Source organism: Shewanella sp. H8 (genome assembly GCF_040285065.1).
Taxonomy (GTDB): Bacteria; Pseudomonadota; Gammaproteobacteria; order Enterobacterales; family Shewanellaceae; genus Shewanella; species Shewanella polaris.
The window spans coordinates 2,755,811-2,773,986 of record NZ_CP157213.1 but is presented as its reverse complement, the minus strand read 5'-3'; the positions used below and the strand labels follow the sequence as shown (position 1 = coordinate 2,773,986).

19 protein-coding genes are annotated in these 18,176 nt (G+C 39.3%); 16 read left to right on the top strand and 3 right to left on the bottom strand.

Annotated elements, in window-relative coordinates; all coding sequences use genetic code 11:
• Window positions 1-41 precede the first annotated feature (41 nt).
• Window positions 42-1,271, bottom strand: a complete 1,230-nt coding sequence (locus ABIS04_RS12050) for an MFS transporter (RefSeq protein ID WP_371833602.1) — start codon at window positions 1,269-1,271, stop codon at window positions 42-44.
• 336 nt (window positions 1,272-1,607) lie between these two features.
• Between ABIS04_RS12050 and ABIS04_RS12045 the strand changes: the two genes are divergently transcribed.
• The 8 genes from ABIS04_RS12045 to ABIS04_RS12010 all read left to right on the top strand — a co-directional run bounded on the left by ABIS04_RS12045 (window position 1,608) and on the right by ABIS04_RS12010 (window position 8,009).
• Window positions 1,608-2,141 carry a hypothetical protein gene (locus ABIS04_RS12045; protein WP_350431213.1) on the top strand — a complete coding sequence of 178 codons (534 nt, stop codon included), beginning with the start codon at window positions 1,608-1,610 and terminating at the stop codon, window positions 2,139-2,141.
• Window positions 2,142-2,599: 458 nt separating this feature from the next.
• Window positions 2,600-4,000, top strand: coding sequence for a DASS family sodium-coupled anion symporter (locus tag ABIS04_RS12040; RefSeq protein WP_350431212.1), 1,401 nt, complete (start codon window positions 2,600-2,602; stop codon window positions 3,998-4,000).
• 695 nt (window positions 4,001-4,695) lie between these two features.
• Window positions 4,696-5,289, top strand: coding sequence for a peptide-methionine (S)-S-oxide reductase MsrA (gene msrA, locus ABIS04_RS12035; RefSeq protein ID WP_350431211.1), 594 nt, complete (start codon window positions 4,696-4,698; stop codon window positions 5,287-5,289).
• Window positions 5,290-5,658: 369 nt separating this feature from the next.
• Window positions 5,659-5,910, top strand: a complete 252-nt coding sequence (locus ABIS04_RS12030) for a hypothetical protein (protein WP_350431210.1) — start codon at window positions 5,659-5,661, stop codon at window positions 5,908-5,910.
• Between the two features lie 282 nt (window positions 5,911-6,192).
• Window positions 6,193-6,450, top strand: coding sequence for a type II toxin-antitoxin system Phd/YefM family antitoxin (locus tag ABIS04_RS12025; protein WP_350431209.1), 258 nt, complete (start codon window positions 6,193-6,195; stop codon window positions 6,448-6,450).
• The gene (locus ABIS04_RS12020) at window positions 6,438-6,737 is read left to right on the top strand and encodes a type II toxin-antitoxin system RelE/ParE family toxin (RefSeq protein ID WP_350431208.1); all 300 of its coding nucleotides are present in this window, start codon (window positions 6,438-6,440) and stop codon (window positions 6,735-6,737) included. The genes ABIS04_RS12025 and ABIS04_RS12020 overlap by 13 nt, the downstream gene beginning before the upstream one ends.
• Window positions 6,738-7,251: 514 nt before the next feature.
• A complete protein-coding gene (locus ABIS04_RS12015; protein ID WP_350431207.1) occupies window positions 7,252-7,470 on the top strand; it encodes a hypothetical protein in 219 nt (72 codons plus the stop codon).
• Between the two features lie 185 nt (window positions 7,471-7,655).
• Window positions 7,656-8,009 (top strand): hypothetical protein, encoded by a 354-nt coding sequence (locus ABIS04_RS12010; protein WP_350431206.1) that lies wholly within the window; start codon window positions 7,656-7,658, stop codon window positions 8,007-8,009.
• Window positions 8,010-8,359: 350 nt separating this feature from the next.
• Here ABIS04_RS12010 and ABIS04_RS12005 read toward each other — a convergent pair whose 3' ends face one another.
• Window positions 8,360-9,295, bottom strand: a complete 936-nt coding sequence (locus ABIS04_RS12005; RefSeq protein ID WP_137226696.1) for a LysR family transcriptional regulator — start codon at window positions 9,293-9,295, stop codon at window positions 8,360-8,362.
• Between the two features lie 124 nt (window positions 9,296-9,419).
• On the opposite strand from ABIS04_RS12005, the gene ABIS04_RS12000 reads away from it, so the two are divergent.
• The 5 genes from ABIS04_RS12000 (at window position 9,420) to ABIS04_RS11980 (ending at window position 14,103) form a co-directional block, all read left to right on the top strand.
• On the top strand, window positions 9,420-10,445 hold the full coding sequence (locus ABIS04_RS12000; protein WP_350431205.1) for a zinc-binding alcohol dehydrogenase family protein: 1,026 nt from the start codon (window positions 9,420-9,422) through the stop codon (window positions 10,443-10,445).
• A 76-nt stretch (window positions 10,446-10,521) separates the two neighbouring features.
• Entirely contained in the window at window positions 10,522-10,812 is a 291-nt protein-coding gene (locus ABIS04_RS11995; protein WP_350431204.1) for a putative quinol monooxygenase, read from the top strand.
• A gap of 139 nt (window positions 10,813-10,951) precedes the next feature.
• Entirely contained in the window at window positions 10,952-12,421 is a 1,470-nt protein-coding gene (locus ABIS04_RS11990; protein ID WP_350431203.1) for an ATP-binding cassette domain-containing protein, read from the top strand.
• 193 nt (window positions 12,422-12,614) lie between these two features.
• Complete coding sequence (locus ABIS04_RS11985; protein ID WP_137226701.1) at window positions 12,615-13,160, top strand: thioredoxin family protein; 546 nt, start codon at window positions 12,615-12,617, stop codon at window positions 13,158-13,160.
• Between the two features lie 286 nt (window positions 13,161-13,446).
• The gene (locus ABIS04_RS11980; RefSeq protein WP_350431202.1) at window positions 13,447-14,103 is read left to right on the top strand and encodes a nitroreductase family protein; all 657 of its coding nucleotides are present in this window, start codon (window positions 13,447-13,449) and stop codon (window positions 14,101-14,103) included.
• Window positions 14,104-14,243: 140 nt separating this feature from the next.
• Here ABIS04_RS11980 and ABIS04_RS11975 read toward each other — a convergent pair whose 3' ends face one another.
• Window positions 14,244-15,533 (bottom strand): alpha/beta fold hydrolase, encoded by a 1,290-nt coding sequence (locus ABIS04_RS11975; RefSeq protein WP_350431201.1) that lies wholly within the window; start codon window positions 15,531-15,533, stop codon window positions 14,244-14,246.
• A 221-nt stretch (window positions 15,534-15,754) separates the two neighbouring features.
• Between ABIS04_RS11975 and ABIS04_RS11970 the strand changes: the two genes are divergently transcribed.
• The 3 genes from ABIS04_RS11970 (at window position 15,755) to ABIS04_RS11960 (ending at window position 18,159) form a co-directional block, all read left to right on the top strand.
• On the top strand, window positions 15,755-16,399 hold the full coding sequence (locus tag ABIS04_RS11970) for an MBL fold metallo-hydrolase (RefSeq protein ID WP_137226704.1): 645 nt from the start codon (window positions 15,755-15,757) through the stop codon (window positions 16,397-16,399).
• A 120-nt stretch (window positions 16,400-16,519) separates the two neighbouring features.
• Window positions 16,520-17,539, top strand: coding sequence for an XdhC family protein (locus tag ABIS04_RS11965; protein WP_350431200.1), 1,020 nt, complete (start codon window positions 16,520-16,522; stop codon window positions 17,537-17,539).
• Window positions 17,540-17,550: 11 nt separating this feature from the next.
• Window positions 17,551-18,159, top strand: coding sequence for a nucleotidyltransferase family protein (locus ABIS04_RS11960; protein ID WP_350431199.1), 609 nt, complete (start codon window positions 17,551-17,553; stop codon window positions 18,157-18,159).
• Window positions 18,160-18,176: the final 17 nt, after the last annotated feature.

Sequence of the window (18,176 nt, the reverse complement as noted above, 5' to 3'; positions counted from 1 at the left end):
CAGTGACAACTTGAGTCGTTACTTTTGGAATAACAACAAACTCATTCCCCTGCAGACCTATGCAAGGTGGTGTTTCTACCGCCAGCTAAACCACACAATGCACACAACACACCTGCAATAGCGCATAACCATAAGGGTACGTCCCAACTGCCAGTAGCAGTATGTAACTGGCCTGCTAACATAGGGCCGACAGCGGCCAGCAAATATCCAACACTTTGTGACATGCCTGAAAGCGACGCCGCTTGGTGTGGGTCATCGGTACGTAAACTAATAAACGATAACCCTAAAATAAAACACGCCCCAGAGCAAAAGCCCAACATGAGTGTCCATACAAAGGCAAAGTGAGGCATATAAAGTAAACCTAGTGCACTTGCTGCACTGAGTAGTGCCAAAATAAAGCTCAGCGCGCTTTGATCTTTTAACTTAGCCAATAGCGGTATTAATACTAAACCTGGTAGTGCAGTCGCAATTTGAAAAGCCCCATGATATGCCCCTGCTTCAACCGCTGAATGGCCGGTGTCGGTCAGTATGCTTGGCAGCCAAGTAATGATGATGTAATTCAAAAAAGAGTTTAACCCTAACAACAAACTAATTTGCCAGGCTAATAAATAGCGCCATACGCTTTTTGATGGTGCTGATTGATGTGCGGAATAGGTGGGCCTAGTGTGTTTACCCAATTGAGCGGTCCATACAATTAAGCTGGCTACAGAAATAATGGCTGCCGAGCCCAGTGCAAATTGCCAGCCTAAACCGTTTAGCTGGCTAAGTGGAAACACCAACGCTGAAAAGCCACCAGACATCACGCCCATCGTTAGCACATAAGCTGAGGTCATCAGTGCCACTTTAGTCGCAAAGTCACGTTTAATCAGGCTGGGTAATAATACGTTAGCAATCGCAATGCCTATACCAATAATGGCAGTACCAATAAATAACATGGCTGATGAATTAATAAATCGAGCCACAATACCTATAAAAATCAGTATTAACGCAGTAAATAAAGCATGTTCTAAGCCTTGTTTACGGGCGAAAATCGCCGCCATAGGCGAAATAACCGCAAAGGCGATTAGCGGCAATGTGGTTAAAAACCCAGCTTGAGATCCGCTTAGACCAAAGTGGTTAATTATTTGCTCTAGTACTGGTGCAATACCGGTAAAAGGGGCGCGTAAATTAGCCGCAATAAGCAAAATACCCATCACCAGTAATATGCCCGAGAAGCGAGAGGGTGGTTTGTTATGTGATGTCACTGAGCTCATGCAATATTTAATTTTCATAGTCGATAATGGCGCCTAGTATAAAGATTTTGTCAGTTAAATAATTTAGAAATAGTGATATTTATTCATATAAAACGGACAACACTATATTTGATGAAATTTATAGGCGAGTTAATGCTTATTGGGCATATCTATATCATCGCTTTGCATGAGCGACTAACAAGAGTCACTAGCGTCAGTAAGCTTGTATTGGGCTAGCGTCTTTATGGTATTTTTTTTCGGTTAATTTATAGTTGTAAGTTTTTTGTTAACAAGTAATACTCGTTGACTGTTGCACCAATAGTCGTTAACTCAATAAAGTCTAAGGATTAAATCTAGGCTATCACAAGGATATTCATGAAAAAAACACCCATTATCGCTGTGCTTACTATTCTTCAAGCACTGCCTGTTCTCCTTACTATCGGTGCACTCATTAGTTTCGCTTTCAATGAATCAACCAGTACTTGGTTGATGGTGAGCAGTCTTGTTACTGTCTTACTGACAGGTTATTTAGGGGTCCCTGCAAGTGTATTATTGTTTAAGGGACATAAATTAGGTTATCAACTAGGGGCGGTTATTTGGGGATATGCCATCATAGTAAAGTTTTTAGCACTGTGGGAAGTAGCCATCGATTCCAGTGAGCTGGTCGGCGGAATGATAATGTACATCGCACTGACTAAATTAGTTTTTTGGTTAATGATCAGTGTTGGTATTTTTACTTTATTGGTTAAAGCGCTCCGTCAACCTAATAACATATCAGCCGATATTGACTCAGCTGATGTAGAAATAACCGAAGCAACGGCTCAACCGTTTAAAAAAATTAGCGTTAAATCGTTGGCGTTATGGTTTATTTATACCGCAATTGTAGTGATATTTTATCAGCTTAGTTAGCATTGTTAAGGCCACTTATAGACTAGGATATGAGTGGCTCAGTTTATGTTTTGTTATTGAGTTACCTTGAGAGTGCTAATCTTAACAATAATAACCATTCACTTGTCTTGTAGCGTTGCCACTTGAGATCATCTTGTCACTTAACATGAGCAATATAACAACAAAAAATCACCTTGTAACAGCTTATAAAAAACTAAAATTAAACCTTGATCACATTTTTATCTAGTTATTAAATTACGATTAATTGCTGACTTTGCTTGTTATTTATTCAGGTGAAAATTTAATACATAAAAACTTATCAGAATAGTGCAACTCAGTTCACTTTATTTTATTTTATGTGATTCCCGTCGGTTGATTTGGTTATTTGCTAGTTAAAAACATACAAAATATAGCCCTTTGATAAGTGTCACCTATGCCTTAGATTCCTTGCAAAGAAAAATAATCTCAAGGTTGTATCCATGTCACCAAATTTAAAAAATAGTATTCCCTCCGAAACGCCTACTACCGGGGTGGGACTCGATCAAAAGAAGATGCTGATCTTAATTGCAGATATTATATTGTTATTTGCTTTATTCTTTGGTTTACCCTTTGAACAAGGAATAAACACAGGGTTAGCTATTTTGGTCTTTACGGCCATTTTATGGGTCACAGAAGCGATTCATATTAGTATCACAGCAATCCTAGTTCCAATTTTAGGTGTTTGCTTTGGCGTGTTCGAAACTAAAGTCGCTATGACTAATTTTGCCAACCCCATTATTTATCTCTTTTTTGGTGGCTTTGTGCTGGCAGCAGCTCTTAATCATCAGAAAATTGATACATTAATTGCACAAAAATTACTAGTTGCGTCAAAAGGCAGATTAGGGGTTGCTTGCTTTATGCTTTTTGGGGTAACAGCTTTGCTTTCGATGTGGATTAGCAATACGGCCACAGCGGCGATGATGTTGCCATTAGCGTTGGGGATATTGTCGCAATTAGATAAAGATAAATATCATAGTACCTATTTGTTTTTGCTTTTAGGTATTGCCTATTCTGCCAATATTGGTGGTATAGGAACCTTAGTCGGCAGTCCACCTAATGCCATTGCAGCAGCGCAAGTGGGATTAAGCTTCAGTGATTGGCTGGAATTTGGTATACCTACCGTTATTATTTTACTGCCGTTAATGTGGTTAGCTTTATATTGGTATTTCAAGCCTAATCTTGCTGCCAAGATTGAAATTCAACGTGAAAGTAAAACACTGACGCGTCGAGGTAAGCTAACGTTAGTCATTTTTCTTACCACAGTTTGTAGCTGGATATTTAGTGTGCCCTTAGCTAAAGCATTGGGTGGTATTCCTCAGTTTGACACTATTATTGCCTTAAGCGCCGTGGTTGTTCTGGCAAGTTTAGGCTTGGTTAGTTGGAAGAAAATTGAAACAACGACTGATTGGGGAGTATTAATTCTATTCGGTGGTGGTTTAACCTTAAGTGCTATTTTAAAAGCGACGGGCACCAGTGTATTTCTAGCTCACTTTATGACGGATATTTTTGGCAGTACACACATGTCGCTATTTGTGTTTGCCGTGGTTGCATTCGTAGTGATGTTAACTGAATTTGCCAGTAATACTGCTAGTGCAGCCTTGCTAGTACCTGTTTTTGCTGCCATTGCTGAAGCGTTAGGCTTATCGCCAGTGATGTTGTCTGTCATGATAGGCATCGCAGCATCTTGTGCCTTTATGTTACCTGTCGCGACGCCACCTAATGCGATTGTGTATGGTTCGGGTTTTATCAAGCAATCAGAAATGATGCGTGTAGGTATGATCATCAACGTGATTAGCATGATAGTACTCGGGGTAATCGCACATCTATTCTGGAATATCTAACGGTAGAATAGATAGCATTGAACAAACGGCGCATTTTGCGCCGTTTTTTATAGAACAATAAACTTGTTATTACCATTCTGTAGTTGATGTTTGTATTTGGGTTTTTTAGCCGAACCCTTCGGGCAGCGTTTGTTGGTCATTTTTACTGCGTTATCAACTTTTTATGTAGAATAACTACACATCAAAGTCTTTGCCTTGTACAAATGGCCAACAATTCGCTGCAAACATGACCTTGAAAGATCAACAGGCCCTCAGGTTATTTGAAAGTTTTATTCTGTTTAGTTGGTCTTTTAATGTAATCAATTGCTTTTAGTCGGGTTATTTATAAGTGCTTCGGTGACATGTTGCCAGCACATTCGTTTAAGCTTAATGACAGTATTGCTTATATTAATGGTTACAGTCGTGCTTTCACCCTAGCTTTTCCCAGCTATATTGATATCAAATCGCGAGTGCTGCGTGATATCTACAGCGATGCTTACTCTTGTTGATATTGAACTCAAATTTTTGATAATTTCCGTCAATTTATATATTTGAAAGATGGAAAATGCGGTCGTAATTAAAGCGTAAAGCCGTTATGTTAATTGTCATAAAATTGGGTGGTTTGATTATGTTGTAAGCGTTTAAATTATTAAGATCATATTGTAGCTATGTTAGAGATAAACATGCCAACAACCTTGAAAATAAAAGGAAATATTATGAAAATTACACTAGGGTTAATAATATTAGCAGCAAGTTTATTGTCTTATGCTTCTAATGCCAATGCAGATAAAACCATTTTGGCTGGTGGATGCTTTTGGTGCATGGAGTCTGATTTTGAAAAACTTGATGGAGTAACCGATGTGATCTCCGGATTCACAGGCGGAAACATAAAAGACCCCATATATAATGGTAATCATAGCGGTCATTTTGAAGCGGTTCAAATAACCTATGATCCTAACAAGGTCAGTTACAAAGAGCTGTTAGATTATTACTGGGTTAACATTGATCCCTTTGATGCAAAAGGACAGTTTTGTGATAAAGGTACCAGCTATTTAAGCGCGATTTTCGTGGCAAACGCACAAGAAAGAGACATCGCACAACAGTCTAAAAGGGACATTGAAAAGCAATTTCCTAATAGTAACGTTATCACGCCTATCTTAAATGCTTCTATTTTTTACCTTATAAAAGGTGATGAAAGTTACCATCAGGATTATTATAAAAACAACCCTATTAGATACAATGCTTACCGCTGGAGTTGTGGTAGGGACAAAAGATTAAAAGAAATTTGGGGTGATAAAGCGACACATTAATCTAGTTTATACATTTATAAATTCACTGCAAACAACGGGTTTAACAGCGAAACTAATCTGGCATTTATAGCGCAAAGTGGCTTTGATACTTACATTGCAAATAGCCAATTTATAAAATGAAACCCGTTGCTTAAAAAAGTGAAACTGACGAAATAGAGCAAAAAAAGCGCAGGTTACAAAGGCGTAATGGCAAGCCACTATTTTTACCTCCGATGACTTTCATTACGATGAAGCAACACAAAGCTGCCGATGTCCCGCAATCAATGATATGTGGCGAAGCGGCATCAATGTAAAAAGCTATCACTAAGAATACACCTGATTTTGCAGTTATTTAAAGATTGTAAAATCTGTCCCCTGCAACAGCAATGTATGCGAAAACCGCCCATAAAAATGGGACTACAGGTGCTGTTTGAAAATGATAAATCACGGAAAAAACTGAGTTACATCGACAAGATGAAAGTGAAAATAGACAGCCAATGGGGGCGACGACAATATAGCAAACGACTTGGTTGTATTGAGCCTGTGTTCGGGATATTACTGTTAAAAAAGACAAAATCACTTGACCTTACGAGATCAAGTGAAAGTACATGCCCAATGGCAACTATATTGCCTTGTTCATAACATAGAAAAGTTGCAAAACACGATGCACTAAGTAAGGGGTAATCCTATTTAACCTTAAAAAGACCTTTAAAACCTCACTCGCTCAGCGATAAAATATTCATAAAATTAATCGGTTAATGTTAAGTTCTGCTAAGCTAAATGATTGAATTAAAATAAAAACTCAGATATCGTTTGTCCATTAATAAAATAAATTTTAAACGAGTAATTCTACCGGTTCGTTAGCTGTAATTCCCAAAATGGTTACCGAGTGCTACTATAGTGATACATTTAAAAGGGGGTATTATGAGAGTAGAACTAGTAACAACACTGAAACGTCAAGCCACGAAAATATTGTCTGAGCTTCACTCTTCTAAAGAGCCGGTCTTAATTACTGAGCATGGACAGCCTTCTGCATACCTTGTAGATGTTGACGATTTCGAATTTATGCAAAAACGTATGCAAATTCTTGAGGCTCTTGCTAAAGGAGAGCAGGCAATCAGTCGCGGAGATACTATGCCTAATGTTGAAGCGAAAGAGAAAATGAATAAATGGCTGAAATAATTTGGACAAACCCTGCACTAGAGGATCTGAATGATATAGCTGAATATATTGCTTTGAGTCATATGATATCAGCTAAAAAGTTAGTAGTTAAAATATTCGATAATGTTGAACGACTTGAAGCGTTTCCTGAATCAGGCAAGAAACCAATAGAGTTAAGTAATCTTAACTATCGAGAGGTTGTCGTTAACCCATGTCGCATATTTTATAAAGTAGAGACCGATAAGATTTTTATTTTACACGTTATGAGACAAGAGCGTGACTTGCGAAAATTTTTATTGCTGTTGTAACATACTGCTAACTAATAAAGATATGCCGCGCGAAGCCGCGTCCATATCCCAAGTGTTGAATAAGCCCGAACAAGTGAGATGTGACTCTTTATTGTGTCAAAAACAGTTCGAGAAAACGCGCTGTTTGTTGTGATTGTTAGCCACTTTTCAATAGTCAGCAAGTTCCCTTAGCCTCTTTGCCAATTATGTAACTCGCTATATTTCAATATCTTGAACTAATCCTCCACGGTATTCAGTTTAGCCATTATCCTTATTATCATTTTCAACGTTAGGTTGTGAGCAATAAGTTTGTCGGTCATTCCACTATGCCCGTTATCATAAAATTGGGTGGCATAGTTAACTACTAAATCAATAACCTGATTCCAGCTTGATAACAATCAAGCCACTAGCGCTGTGTTAGATTTGTCGCATTGCTCACCATTATCCATTTAGTGCTTAGTTTGTTGATAATTCTTATTCAATTTATACATTTGAATAGTGCAGAATATTATCGCAATCAAAGCTAAAAGCAGTTATGTTAATTATCATAAAATTGGGTGGCATAGTTAACTATGTACTGAAACAGTTGAAGAAAGGGTTTGAAGACACTGTTGATGAAATGGATATTGAACTAGAAAAAGTTCATGAGTCCATCAAGAGTGAAATGAAAAGTAAATACGATACTGCTGTTCATTCACTTACCTATAAAAGCCAAGCTAAACTAGAAAATAAGTCTGAAGAAAAGGTCTTATAACGAGGCGTTGAGGCTGTAGAATTTCTCTTTATTTTTAAGAAAAACAGCCTGTTTTATGGGTTCAAAATGCATTACCTAGTGCCTTAAAAGCGTTTAGGATTGATTTCAGGAGCTCGTTTTTTAATTGAATTTGGCTGTTAGAGTAATTCTACAGCTTAGTTAACTTACTTAATCATGGAGGATTTATGAACATCAAAAAGTGGGTGTGGGAGATTTCGACAATATCGGTTGTCTGTGTATTGCTACTTAACCCAGAGTTAGTGTCTTTAGCTTTGTTTGTTGACGCTGTTGGGCTTGATATATTCTTATTACTTATTGAAGTACAGATAGTGGCTGTAAGTGGGTATTACTTTCATACTTGGTTTAAGCCCATATTGATGCTTTTCTATAAATGTTTACTTAAAGTTGATCCCTATTTTTTTATCCCAACGAAGGATTCTGTTGGCAAGTATCCGATGATTTTGTGCCATGCAGTCCCTTTTTTGATGTTACTAATTATAGGTGTCACTGTCGCTAAACCAGTGATAGATATGGCGTGACGTAAGTTAACAAACCTCAGAATTAAGATTTTTCAAGGCTTTCATGCGATTTGCTGAGCAAATCGCCCGACAGCACTTGGTTCACTTATTAGAGGGGCGTTACCCATAGAAATTTTAACCTGAAACTCACGAATTAGAATTAATGTTCTAACTCGGAAATGTCCAAAAATGAGTTTGAAAATGTTCAAACTTTATTATCGAAAAATGACATTCGTCCACGGAGAATATATCAAGCTATTGCGCAGTTACCGTATATGACAAGTTTAATTTTCATCAAGCATTATCGCAATCGTGCATTTATGGCCGTAACTCATAACTGATTGAGTCATGCCTTTATACAAACCTGCTTATCAATCCAACACGCTTTTATCCAATATGCCTTTCTCAATCAGTTGCTGCAAAATACTGTGGGTCTTTTGCTTTAAGGTATCACGCAGTAACCGCGCAGCAGGGGTAATAGATTGTCTGCTAGGGAATATTAACCAAAGTTCGGTCGGTTTTGCTTGGTATTCGGGTAAAATATGTACCACATTTTCGGCAAGTAAGTCGCTCGACATATCAAGACAAGATTTAAGCCCAATGCCTTTACCTGAAAGGCACCAACGATGAACCAGTTCACCGTCGTTAGAGACTCGATTACCTTTCATTTTGATTTTGTACTGTTCATCATTGCGATAAAAATCCCATACATCATAAGTAATATTATTGAGTTGATATAACAATCCGTTATGGGAGGCTAGGTCTTGTGGGTGTATAGGGGTGCCATTTGCTTCAAGGTAGGCTTTGGAAGCACATAACAACCTAGGAATATTACAGATTTTAAAGCCATATAAATTAGCGTCGTTTGGCGAACCATATCGCAGGGCTAAATCGACTGAGTCACGATAAAAGTCTAAATTACTGTCATTAATGTTGGCATGTAGGCTGATTTTTGGGTGAGTCGCCATAAATTCATCAAGCCAAGGGATAACAATATTACGACCAAGATCCGATGATATGGCTAAGCGTAAGTCGCCATCAATAATGTCCAGTTCACCTTTCATGTTCTGCTTTGCTTGCTCCAGCATCAACATGGCTTGTTCGCACTGTGGGATGTACTTTTCGCCAGCGCTCGATAAACGTAATTGTCTGGTAGTGCGGATAAATAACTCTACGCCTAAGTTAGCTTCTACTCGTTTTAATGCTGCGCTAGCCGTTGCTGTACGCATGTCTAAATTGGTTGCTGCAGCAGTGATGCTGCGAAACTCGGCTACTTTTAGTACTACGTATAAGTCTTCTAGAAGCATGATTATCCATTTTTATTTGATAATGTTTCTATCATTATGCTGTTTATGAATAGTAAAACAAGGGCTAGTATTGTTTCATCAAGTTTGAACACCGTTTGCTGATTAACACAACAGGAATCACATTATGAAAGCCATTGGATATACACAATCTCTTGAAGTCTCTAACCCAGAATCTTTAATCGATGTCACTTTAGCGCAACCTATTGCGACAGGTCGTGATTTATTAATCAAGGTGAGTGCTATTTCGGTTAACCCTGCAGATTACAAAGTACGTTTATATATGCCGCCAACAGACGGTGCAGTAAAAGTGATTGGTTGGGATGCTGTTGGTGAAGTGATTGCTACTGGCGATAAAGCCAGCCAATTTAAGCCGGGTGATGTGGTTTATTATGCGGGTGATATTACTCGTCAAGGTTGTAATGCAGAATACCAATTAGTTGACGAACGTTTAGTTGGCTTTAAGCCAAAAAGTTTACCAAATGCAGAAGCTGCCGCATTGCCTTTAACAGCCATTACCGCATGGGAACTGTTGTTTGAGCATTTAGCCATTAAGCAACAAAGCCCAGCGTCGACTGATAAATCAGACGAAGTCATTTTAGTTGTAGGCGCTGCTGGTGGTGTAGGCTCTATTTTTGTTCAGTTAGCGAAAGCTATTACAGGAGCAACTATCATTGCCACAGCGTCACGTGAAAGTTCAAGTGCATGGGTTAAAAAGTTGGGTGCCGATTATGTTGTTGATCACACCAAACCGCTTGCTGCACAAATTGAAGCGTTGAACATTAGCCCTGTTACTCACGTGGCAAGCTTAAACAGCACCGATAGCTATTTTGAAAGTTACACTGAATTGTTAGCACCATTTGGTAAGATTGCTATGATCGACGATCCGGAAGCTCTTGATATCACAAAGTTGAAGCTAAAGAGCTTGTCATTACATTGGGAGTTTATGTTTGCTCGTTCAATGTTTAATGCTGCAGATATGGATGAACAAAGTCGTTTATTAAACCGTGTGGCAGATCTTGTAGACCAAGGTTATATTCAAACAACGTTAGGTCAGCACATGGGCACGATTAACGCAGTTAACTTGCGTGCTGCTCACAAAGCATTAGAAACGGGTCGTTCTATCGGTAAGATTGTACTAGAAGGCTTTTAGTCTTTTATAAAGTCTGCTCTAATCTCATATTTATAAACAGTTTATTTATTGATTTAATGATTAAAAGGAACATAACATGTCAAAGTTAACTATCGTAGCCAACATTAAAGCTAAAGCTGACAAAGTCGATTTAGTTAAAGCTGAGTTGTTAAAATTAATTGAGGTGACTCGCGCCGAAGTTGGTTGCATTAGCTATGACTTACACCAAGATAATGCCAATCCTGCACATTTCATGTTTTATGAAACCTGGCAGAATCGTGAATTATGGCAAGCTCATATGGGTAATCAACATTTAGCGGATTATGTTGCCGCGACAGAAGGTGCAGTAGTCGAATTTACCTTGAATGAAATGACGATAATCGATTAAGGCTTGCGATAACTGAGTTTTACAAGATTAACTGAAAAGCAGACCATAAAAATGGTCTGCTTTTTTGTCGATTTAATAAACCTACTTATGAGACACTCTGGTGATAAATGAGTACAAATAGACAAGGGTAAGCGCCAAAATGGAAATCCGGTTTACACAACTGCAATGTCGCTCGTCTAGTATCACGATGGACATTGAAGATTGGCTAATTAAATCGCATCAATCTTGGGGAGTGTTTAGTACCGAAGGTGACTTAGGCGCCTTACTGGGTAAATTGTTAACTCAGAAACCGCCAGATAAAACCTGGGGATATTCCGGCCAACTATCGGGTCTTGAGCATTCGCAAGTCGCCTTGGTGTCGCTGCATGAACAGCAACAATTACTTGAAGATATTCTTGAACAAGATGACAGCGAGTCTTTAGGTTATATCGATCCTAAAACCACTGTTTATGGCGTAATATTTGCCCAATGTAATGATGACGCACTGGCTCATCGTTTATTGGCGAAATTGGATCTTACTCGGTTAAGTGATAGCCAGTTTACTCAGCTTTCTACCGGAGAAAGCCGTTGCGTGATGCTTGCCCGTGCGCTGGCGACAAAGGTGCCATTTTTAGTGCTCGACGAACCCTATGCCGGGCTAGATGTGGCTCATAGGCAAGCGTTAAGCCAATATTTACAGCTGTTATCGCAAACTGTGCAAATGTTGGTGGTGGTCTCTCGTGAGCAAGATATGCCAGATTGGATAGAGCATGTTGCCCTGTTTAACCATGGTAAATTAGACAGTGTAATGGCTAAGTCTGAGTGGGATAACCATCCGCTTATCACTCAATTAACCGCGCAATCTGGCCAACAAAGTGAAGATATGCTGGCGCTTATTCGTCGTCACCGTCACACCCCAACATTTGCAAATCCGGTTTTTCAATTGAACAATGGCCGAGTCGCTTACGGTGACAAAGTCATTTTCTCTGGGGTGAATTGGCGCATCAATAATGGTGTTCATTGGCAAGTTAAAGGCCCTAATGGCTGCGGTAAAAGTACTTTGCTTGGGCTTATTTTTGGCGATCATCCACAATGCTACAGTAACGATATTGATATTTTTGGTAAAAAAAGAGGCTCTGGTGAGAGTATTTGGGAGATAAAAAAGCACATCGGCATGGTGTCATCTGCGTTGCATTTACAGTATAGGGTTAATTGTAGTGCGCTTGATGTGATTGTATCGGGCTTTTATGACTCTATTGGCTTGTATCAGCAACCGTCGAAACAACAAGTCGCTATCGCAACGGAGTGGCTAGCGATTTTACACATGAGTCATTTGAGTAAATCGTCATTTCGACAACTAGAATACGGTCAACAGCGATTATTATTAATCGCCAGAGCCATTGTTAAACAGCCAACCTTACTTATCCTCGATGAACCTTATCAAGGTTTAGACTATCTAGGGCGTAGATTAATCAAGAATGCCCTTGAACTTATTGCAAAAGAACACTTAACTCAATTGCTATATGTGTCACATTATCAAGAAGATAGCCTTGATAGTATTCAACACTTTATTGAGTTTATCGCCGATGAACATCAAGGCGGTTATCGTGCTGTGGTCACAAATGCCTAATACTTAACTGGCAAAACTCTTTAAACAGCTGGCATTAGTCGGCTGTTTTTATTTCAGATGATTTTCCAATGATAATTGATAATCTTTCAATTATTACGCCGTATATGACAATTAAATTATCGGATATGATAACCAAATTAATGTAGTGACAGACTTACCAAGTTACTCATGCTAACCGTAAAGGATATGACCTATGTTACTCGATACGCCTATTTGTGATTTTGGCTGGAAAGCACCTGATTTCACACTTAATACGCCTAATGGTGACGCTTTTACCATGAGTGAAAATTTGGGTAAAAAGGGCTTGTTAATTATGTTTATTTGTAATCATTGTCCCTATGTTAAAGCCATTGCGACTCGCTTAGCCGAGGATACAAAACAATTAATGGCCGAAGGCATTAATGTATTGGCAATAATGTCTAACGACTATGAAAATGTTGAAGCGGATTCACCGCAGAACATGTTGCGCTTTGCTGAGTTGCATGGGTTTGAATTTCCGTATTTAGTTGATGAAGACCAGCAAGTAGGCAAACAGTATGGCGCAGTATGTACCCCTGACTTTTTTGGGTTTAATCACCTTGGTGAATTGCAATATCGTGGCCGTTTAGATGATGCACGTTTGCACGATGATCCAAATCGAGAACCAGAGCTTTTGAATGCCATGCAAATGATCGCTGGGATTGGTAAAGGCCCTAAGCAACAAACAGCCAGTATGGGGTGCTCAATTAAATGGCGCTAAATAGCTTTTAATTGAATGCAAACCTTGAAAAAACCTTTTTAAGCACAACAACAGGGTGACAATGTATTGATTTAGTTATCTTGTTAACCAATTGTATTTATTGTATTTATTGTTAATTTGTTAATTTGTTAATTTGTTAATTTGTTTTTAGTTTTATGCTTTTCCTCGTTTGTTGTTCACGACTCTTTGTCGTGATTAACAGGGCAAGCTAATCGATAATATTATTATTTGATATCGTTAACTGCCAGTCCTTTTAATGATTGTTAAAATAAAGATGGAGCACCACATGACCAATGCCATTATTGCTGATTTAGAAAAACGTTACACAACCAAACGTTATGATCCGACCAAGCGCGTTCCAAAACAAGATTTAGACGTGATTTATGAAGCAATGAGATTGTCACCTTCATCGATTAATTCTCAACCATGGAAATTTATCGTGATTGAAAGTGATGCGGCTAAACAGCGCATGTATGACACTTTTGCCAACAAGTTTCAGTTTAATCAACCGCATATTAAAGCAGCTTCGCATATTATATTGTTTGCTTATAACCCTAAGTATACCCGTGAAGATTATGCCAAGGTTGTTGATAAAGGTATTGCGGACGGTCGTACTAAGCCTGCTGATCGTGAAGCTGCGTTTGGGGCATATGCATTTGTAGATTTAAATACCGACGAAGCGGGCAACAATGGTGCTTGGACTAAATCACAAACCTATTTAGCCTTGGGTAACACTATGCATGCTGTTGCACGCTTAGGTATCGATTCAACACCGATGGAAGGGGTTGATAGCGAATTGATAGGTCAAGTTTTTGAAAAAGAATTGGGCGGTTATATTTGTGACGTGGCACTCGTGTTGGGTTATCACAGTTCGGAAGAAGATTATAACGCTGGGTTACCTAAGTCGCGTTTAGCGAAAGAACAGGTTATTCAAATATTGTAATTAATTGATTTTGGCTTGCAGCAATATAAAATTATTTACAGGCTATAAAAACGGCTTAAACGTTTAACGTTTAAGCCGTTTTTTATCTTACTCTTTTAACTTAACTATTTTTATCATCAATACTTTTAGCGTAAATTCTTCTAACGTAAGCAATGACCTCGGTTAAGGCTTATCAGTTTATCTAAAATGCGCTCGCCATCCATACGGATACCATTATGTTCATATTCTGAGGTGAGCCAATATTGTAGCTGTCCGACTTGTTGGGTGGTTTCTAAGCTGTATTGCATTTCCACAAACATGTCGTTGCTATAAATGGCTGCCGCCACAGGGACTTTATTATTAGCCAATTTTTCAAGGTCATATAATGCTGGCCAGTCTTTCTTTGTGGCGATTAACTCTGCAGCAGGCTGCAAAGGAATTAATGCTTCAAACTGGGCAAACATCCATGGATAAACCATTTCACCAGTAAACAACAAAGGTTTATCTGGATGGTAATTAAATTGCTCAAACTGCGACCGTACTCGATGAGCAGCCCACGATGACGCATTATGTTGACAGTAAATCGACTCATGCATTAAGGCAAAAATTGGATTGGTATTGTAACTAAGTAATTGACTGAATTGATGTGCAAATAACGGGTTTATATCGACACCGTGAGCCGTTTCTATTAAGGCTTGTTCAAGCAAGTAATAAACTGCTTCAGGCCCTTGTTCCATGCCAATATTAACGCCTAATAACTGCAGCATTTCTACTGTCAGTTGTTCACCTGTTGCTAAGTAGACTTTGTTTTCATAAAGGTACTTGGCTAAGTTATCAACCAGTAATCTCGCGTCACTAAAACGATTAAAAAAGTCTTTGTTTTTAGCTATAACGCGTTGATATGTCGCTTGGTAAACTTCATCTGCAGTACGGGTCAGCGAAGGAATGCCACCAGTAATATAGGCTTCTTTCAAACCTTCTGGCGCGGCAGATAAATAATGCAATACACAAAATCCACCAAAGCTTTGGCCTAAAATGGTCCAGGGTTCGTCTGGTGACAATTTTGCGCGAATATACTCTGCATCGCGAATAATATTATCGGCACGAAAAAAGCTTAGATAGTCAGCTTGAACAGTGGCGCTCATGTCACTTAAGCTGGTGGCATTGACTGGGCTTGATAATCCAGTGCCGCGTTGATCAAGCAGTAATACCCGATATTCTTTTAGTGCTCTTTTTATCCAACCACTATTGCTAATCGGCCTTACGGCTCCAAAGCCTGGTCCGCCTTGAAAAAACACTAAGTATGGTAGCTTTTTATGTTGGTTTTCTATGCTGGATATTTCACGGGCGAAAACGGTTATTTGCTTACTTAGGTTTTGTTGGTAATCAAGCGGCACAGAGAAAAAATGTTTACGGGCAACGATGTCTGCTAAGGTGAGATCAATCTGCATATAATGGCTATTCCGTCGTTATTAATGATGTTACTAAATTTATCTTGTGGATATGATATATGAACGCATGTACGAGCGCGAACAAGGTTATTTAATTAGCCCGTTAATGATTAACAATCAGTCACTAGACGTAAATCACTTTAAAGAGCTATCTAGATCACATCTGCCTAAGTAGAATTAACGGATAATCAGCAAGTGTTTTTTAAAGAACGAGGTTGTCGATGAAGTATCAAATCATCCCCGTAACGCCTTTTCAGCAAAATTGTAGTGTCATTTGGTGTGAGAAGACCTTAAAGGCTGCGGTTGTTGATCCCGGTGGTAACATTGATCGGATTTTAGCTGAGGTGACTAAGCTAGGCTTACATGTTGAAAAAATACTATTAACCCATGGTCATATTGATCATGTCGGTGCCGCTGCGGCGTTATCGAAACAATTAGCTGTCCCGATTATTGGTCCGCACATTGCTGATAAATTTTGGTTAGATAATTTAGTCAAACAAAGTCAAAACTTCGGTTTTCCGCGTGTAGAAGCCTTTGAACCAAACCAATACCTGAATGATGGTGACGAAGTGAATGTAGGTGAGCAACATTTGCAGGTGCTTCATTGCCCAGGACATACCCCTGGTCACATCGTTTTTTATGATAAAAAGGATAGTTTAGCTTGGGTGGGTGATGTGCTTTTTAGGGGCTCAATTGGTCGCACCGATTTCCCACAATCTAATCATCAAGATTTACTTCACTCTATTACCACTAAATTGTGGCCATTAGGGCAAAATGTCAATTTTATTCCCGGTCATGGGCCTATGTCGACGTTTGCCGATGAACGCCGAAACAACCCCTTTGTTGCTGATCAGTTATTTGATTAATAATTTGTTATAAAATCAGATCATTGAGGTTATTTTTAATACCATGAATGATTGATTCTTTGCATTGTAAAGCCAGTCTGTTAGCTTAATAGTCTGCGTTTATTATGATGGACAGTTCTCATGGTTCAACACCTTGTTGATTTACTCGATGCCTGGTTACCTTCTTATCAAGAAGACTGGGTTGTAGCAGTGTTAACTCAAGTGCAAGGGTCTTCTTATCGCAAGCCCGGCGCTATCATGTTATTTCATCCGATGGGGAAAAGTTTAGGCATGCTAAGCGGAGGTTGCCTTGAAGCTGATCTTCGTCGTCATGCCCAGCGAGCGATTCAAACCCAACAGGTTATTCAATTAACCTACGATGCGACCGACGAGTCTGATACCAGTTATCAACTTGGTTGTGGTGGTATTGTCAATATTATGATGGTGTCGGTAAATAAAGCTAATAATTACTTAAGCTTACTGCACGTACACGATGCATTAATGCGGGGAGACAGCGGAATTTATCAGTTGGATATTGTCGATGACGGTGTATCGAGCAATAAGATATCGGGCTTATTTATTGAGCATCCAAATGATTCGGCCACACCAATAACCCTCAATACTAAAACCATTAAAGTGACAGAGCAGGGTAAAACCTTACTGCAGATCCCTTTGCGTCCTCCGGTGCATATTGGTATTTTCGGTGGTGGTTTAGACGCGCAACCTGTCGCGCTAATGGCGCAAACCATGGGCTGGAAAGTCTCGGTGTTTGACGAGCGCACCGCTTATGCGCGTAGCTATGATTTTCCGGGTTGCCAAATTATCAAACAACCGACTGCCAATGTAACTAATCACTTACTCAGTGATTTAGATGCTGCTTTTTTGATGAGTCACAATCTGCAAATTGATGCCAAGACCCTTAAAGTATTGCAGACACAACCTTTAGCCTATATCTCGTTACTTGGGCCAGTGCACCGCCGCGATAAAGTATTAGCAATGGCTGATCTTCGTTTGGATGATTTTAGTGGTTATTTCTCCGCTCCTGCAGGGCTTGCATTAGGCGGTGAGCTTCCTGGTTCAATAGCATTAAGTGTTTTATCTCAGTGTCACGGGGTGCTATATGGCAGTCAGCTCACTAGTCTTGATAGTGTGATGCTGTAATGATGGGCATAATGAAACCTAATATCGTTACCGTGATTTTAGCTGCGGGGGCTAGCAGCCGATTTAATGGCCGTAAAATAACGGCCAAAGTGCAGGGCGATCAAAGCTTGCTGGCCCATAGCATTACAACCCTAAATCAAGTGACAACCGCAGCAGGTATTCAAACACCTGCGGTGGTGTTGGGTGCACACCTTAATGACGAGATTATGGCAATAACTTCGACATCACATCGAATTATCAATCATGATTGGCAACAAGGATTATCCAGCTCTGTTAAACAGGCTGCTCAATATGCTATTGATCATCATGCAGAGGCTTTATTGCTGGTGTTGGCCGACCAAGTGGCGATAACCGCTCAAGATTATACTCGGCTTGTTGATGCTTATTACCAAAATGGTCTAAGTAGTTGTGCTTTTTATCGGGAAAATGTTGGTGTACCCGCTATATTTTTAGCAGAGGATTTTGCCGCGTTAATGTCAATTGAAGGTGATAAAGGCGCTAAAAGTATATTAAAACGCCATGAAAAAAATAATAGTTTGAACATATTAACGATGGAACAAGCCCAATTTGATATTGATACCCCAGCTGATTTAACGCGATGGTTAAACCAAGTGAGTTAAGTTTCGGCCCAATTAAG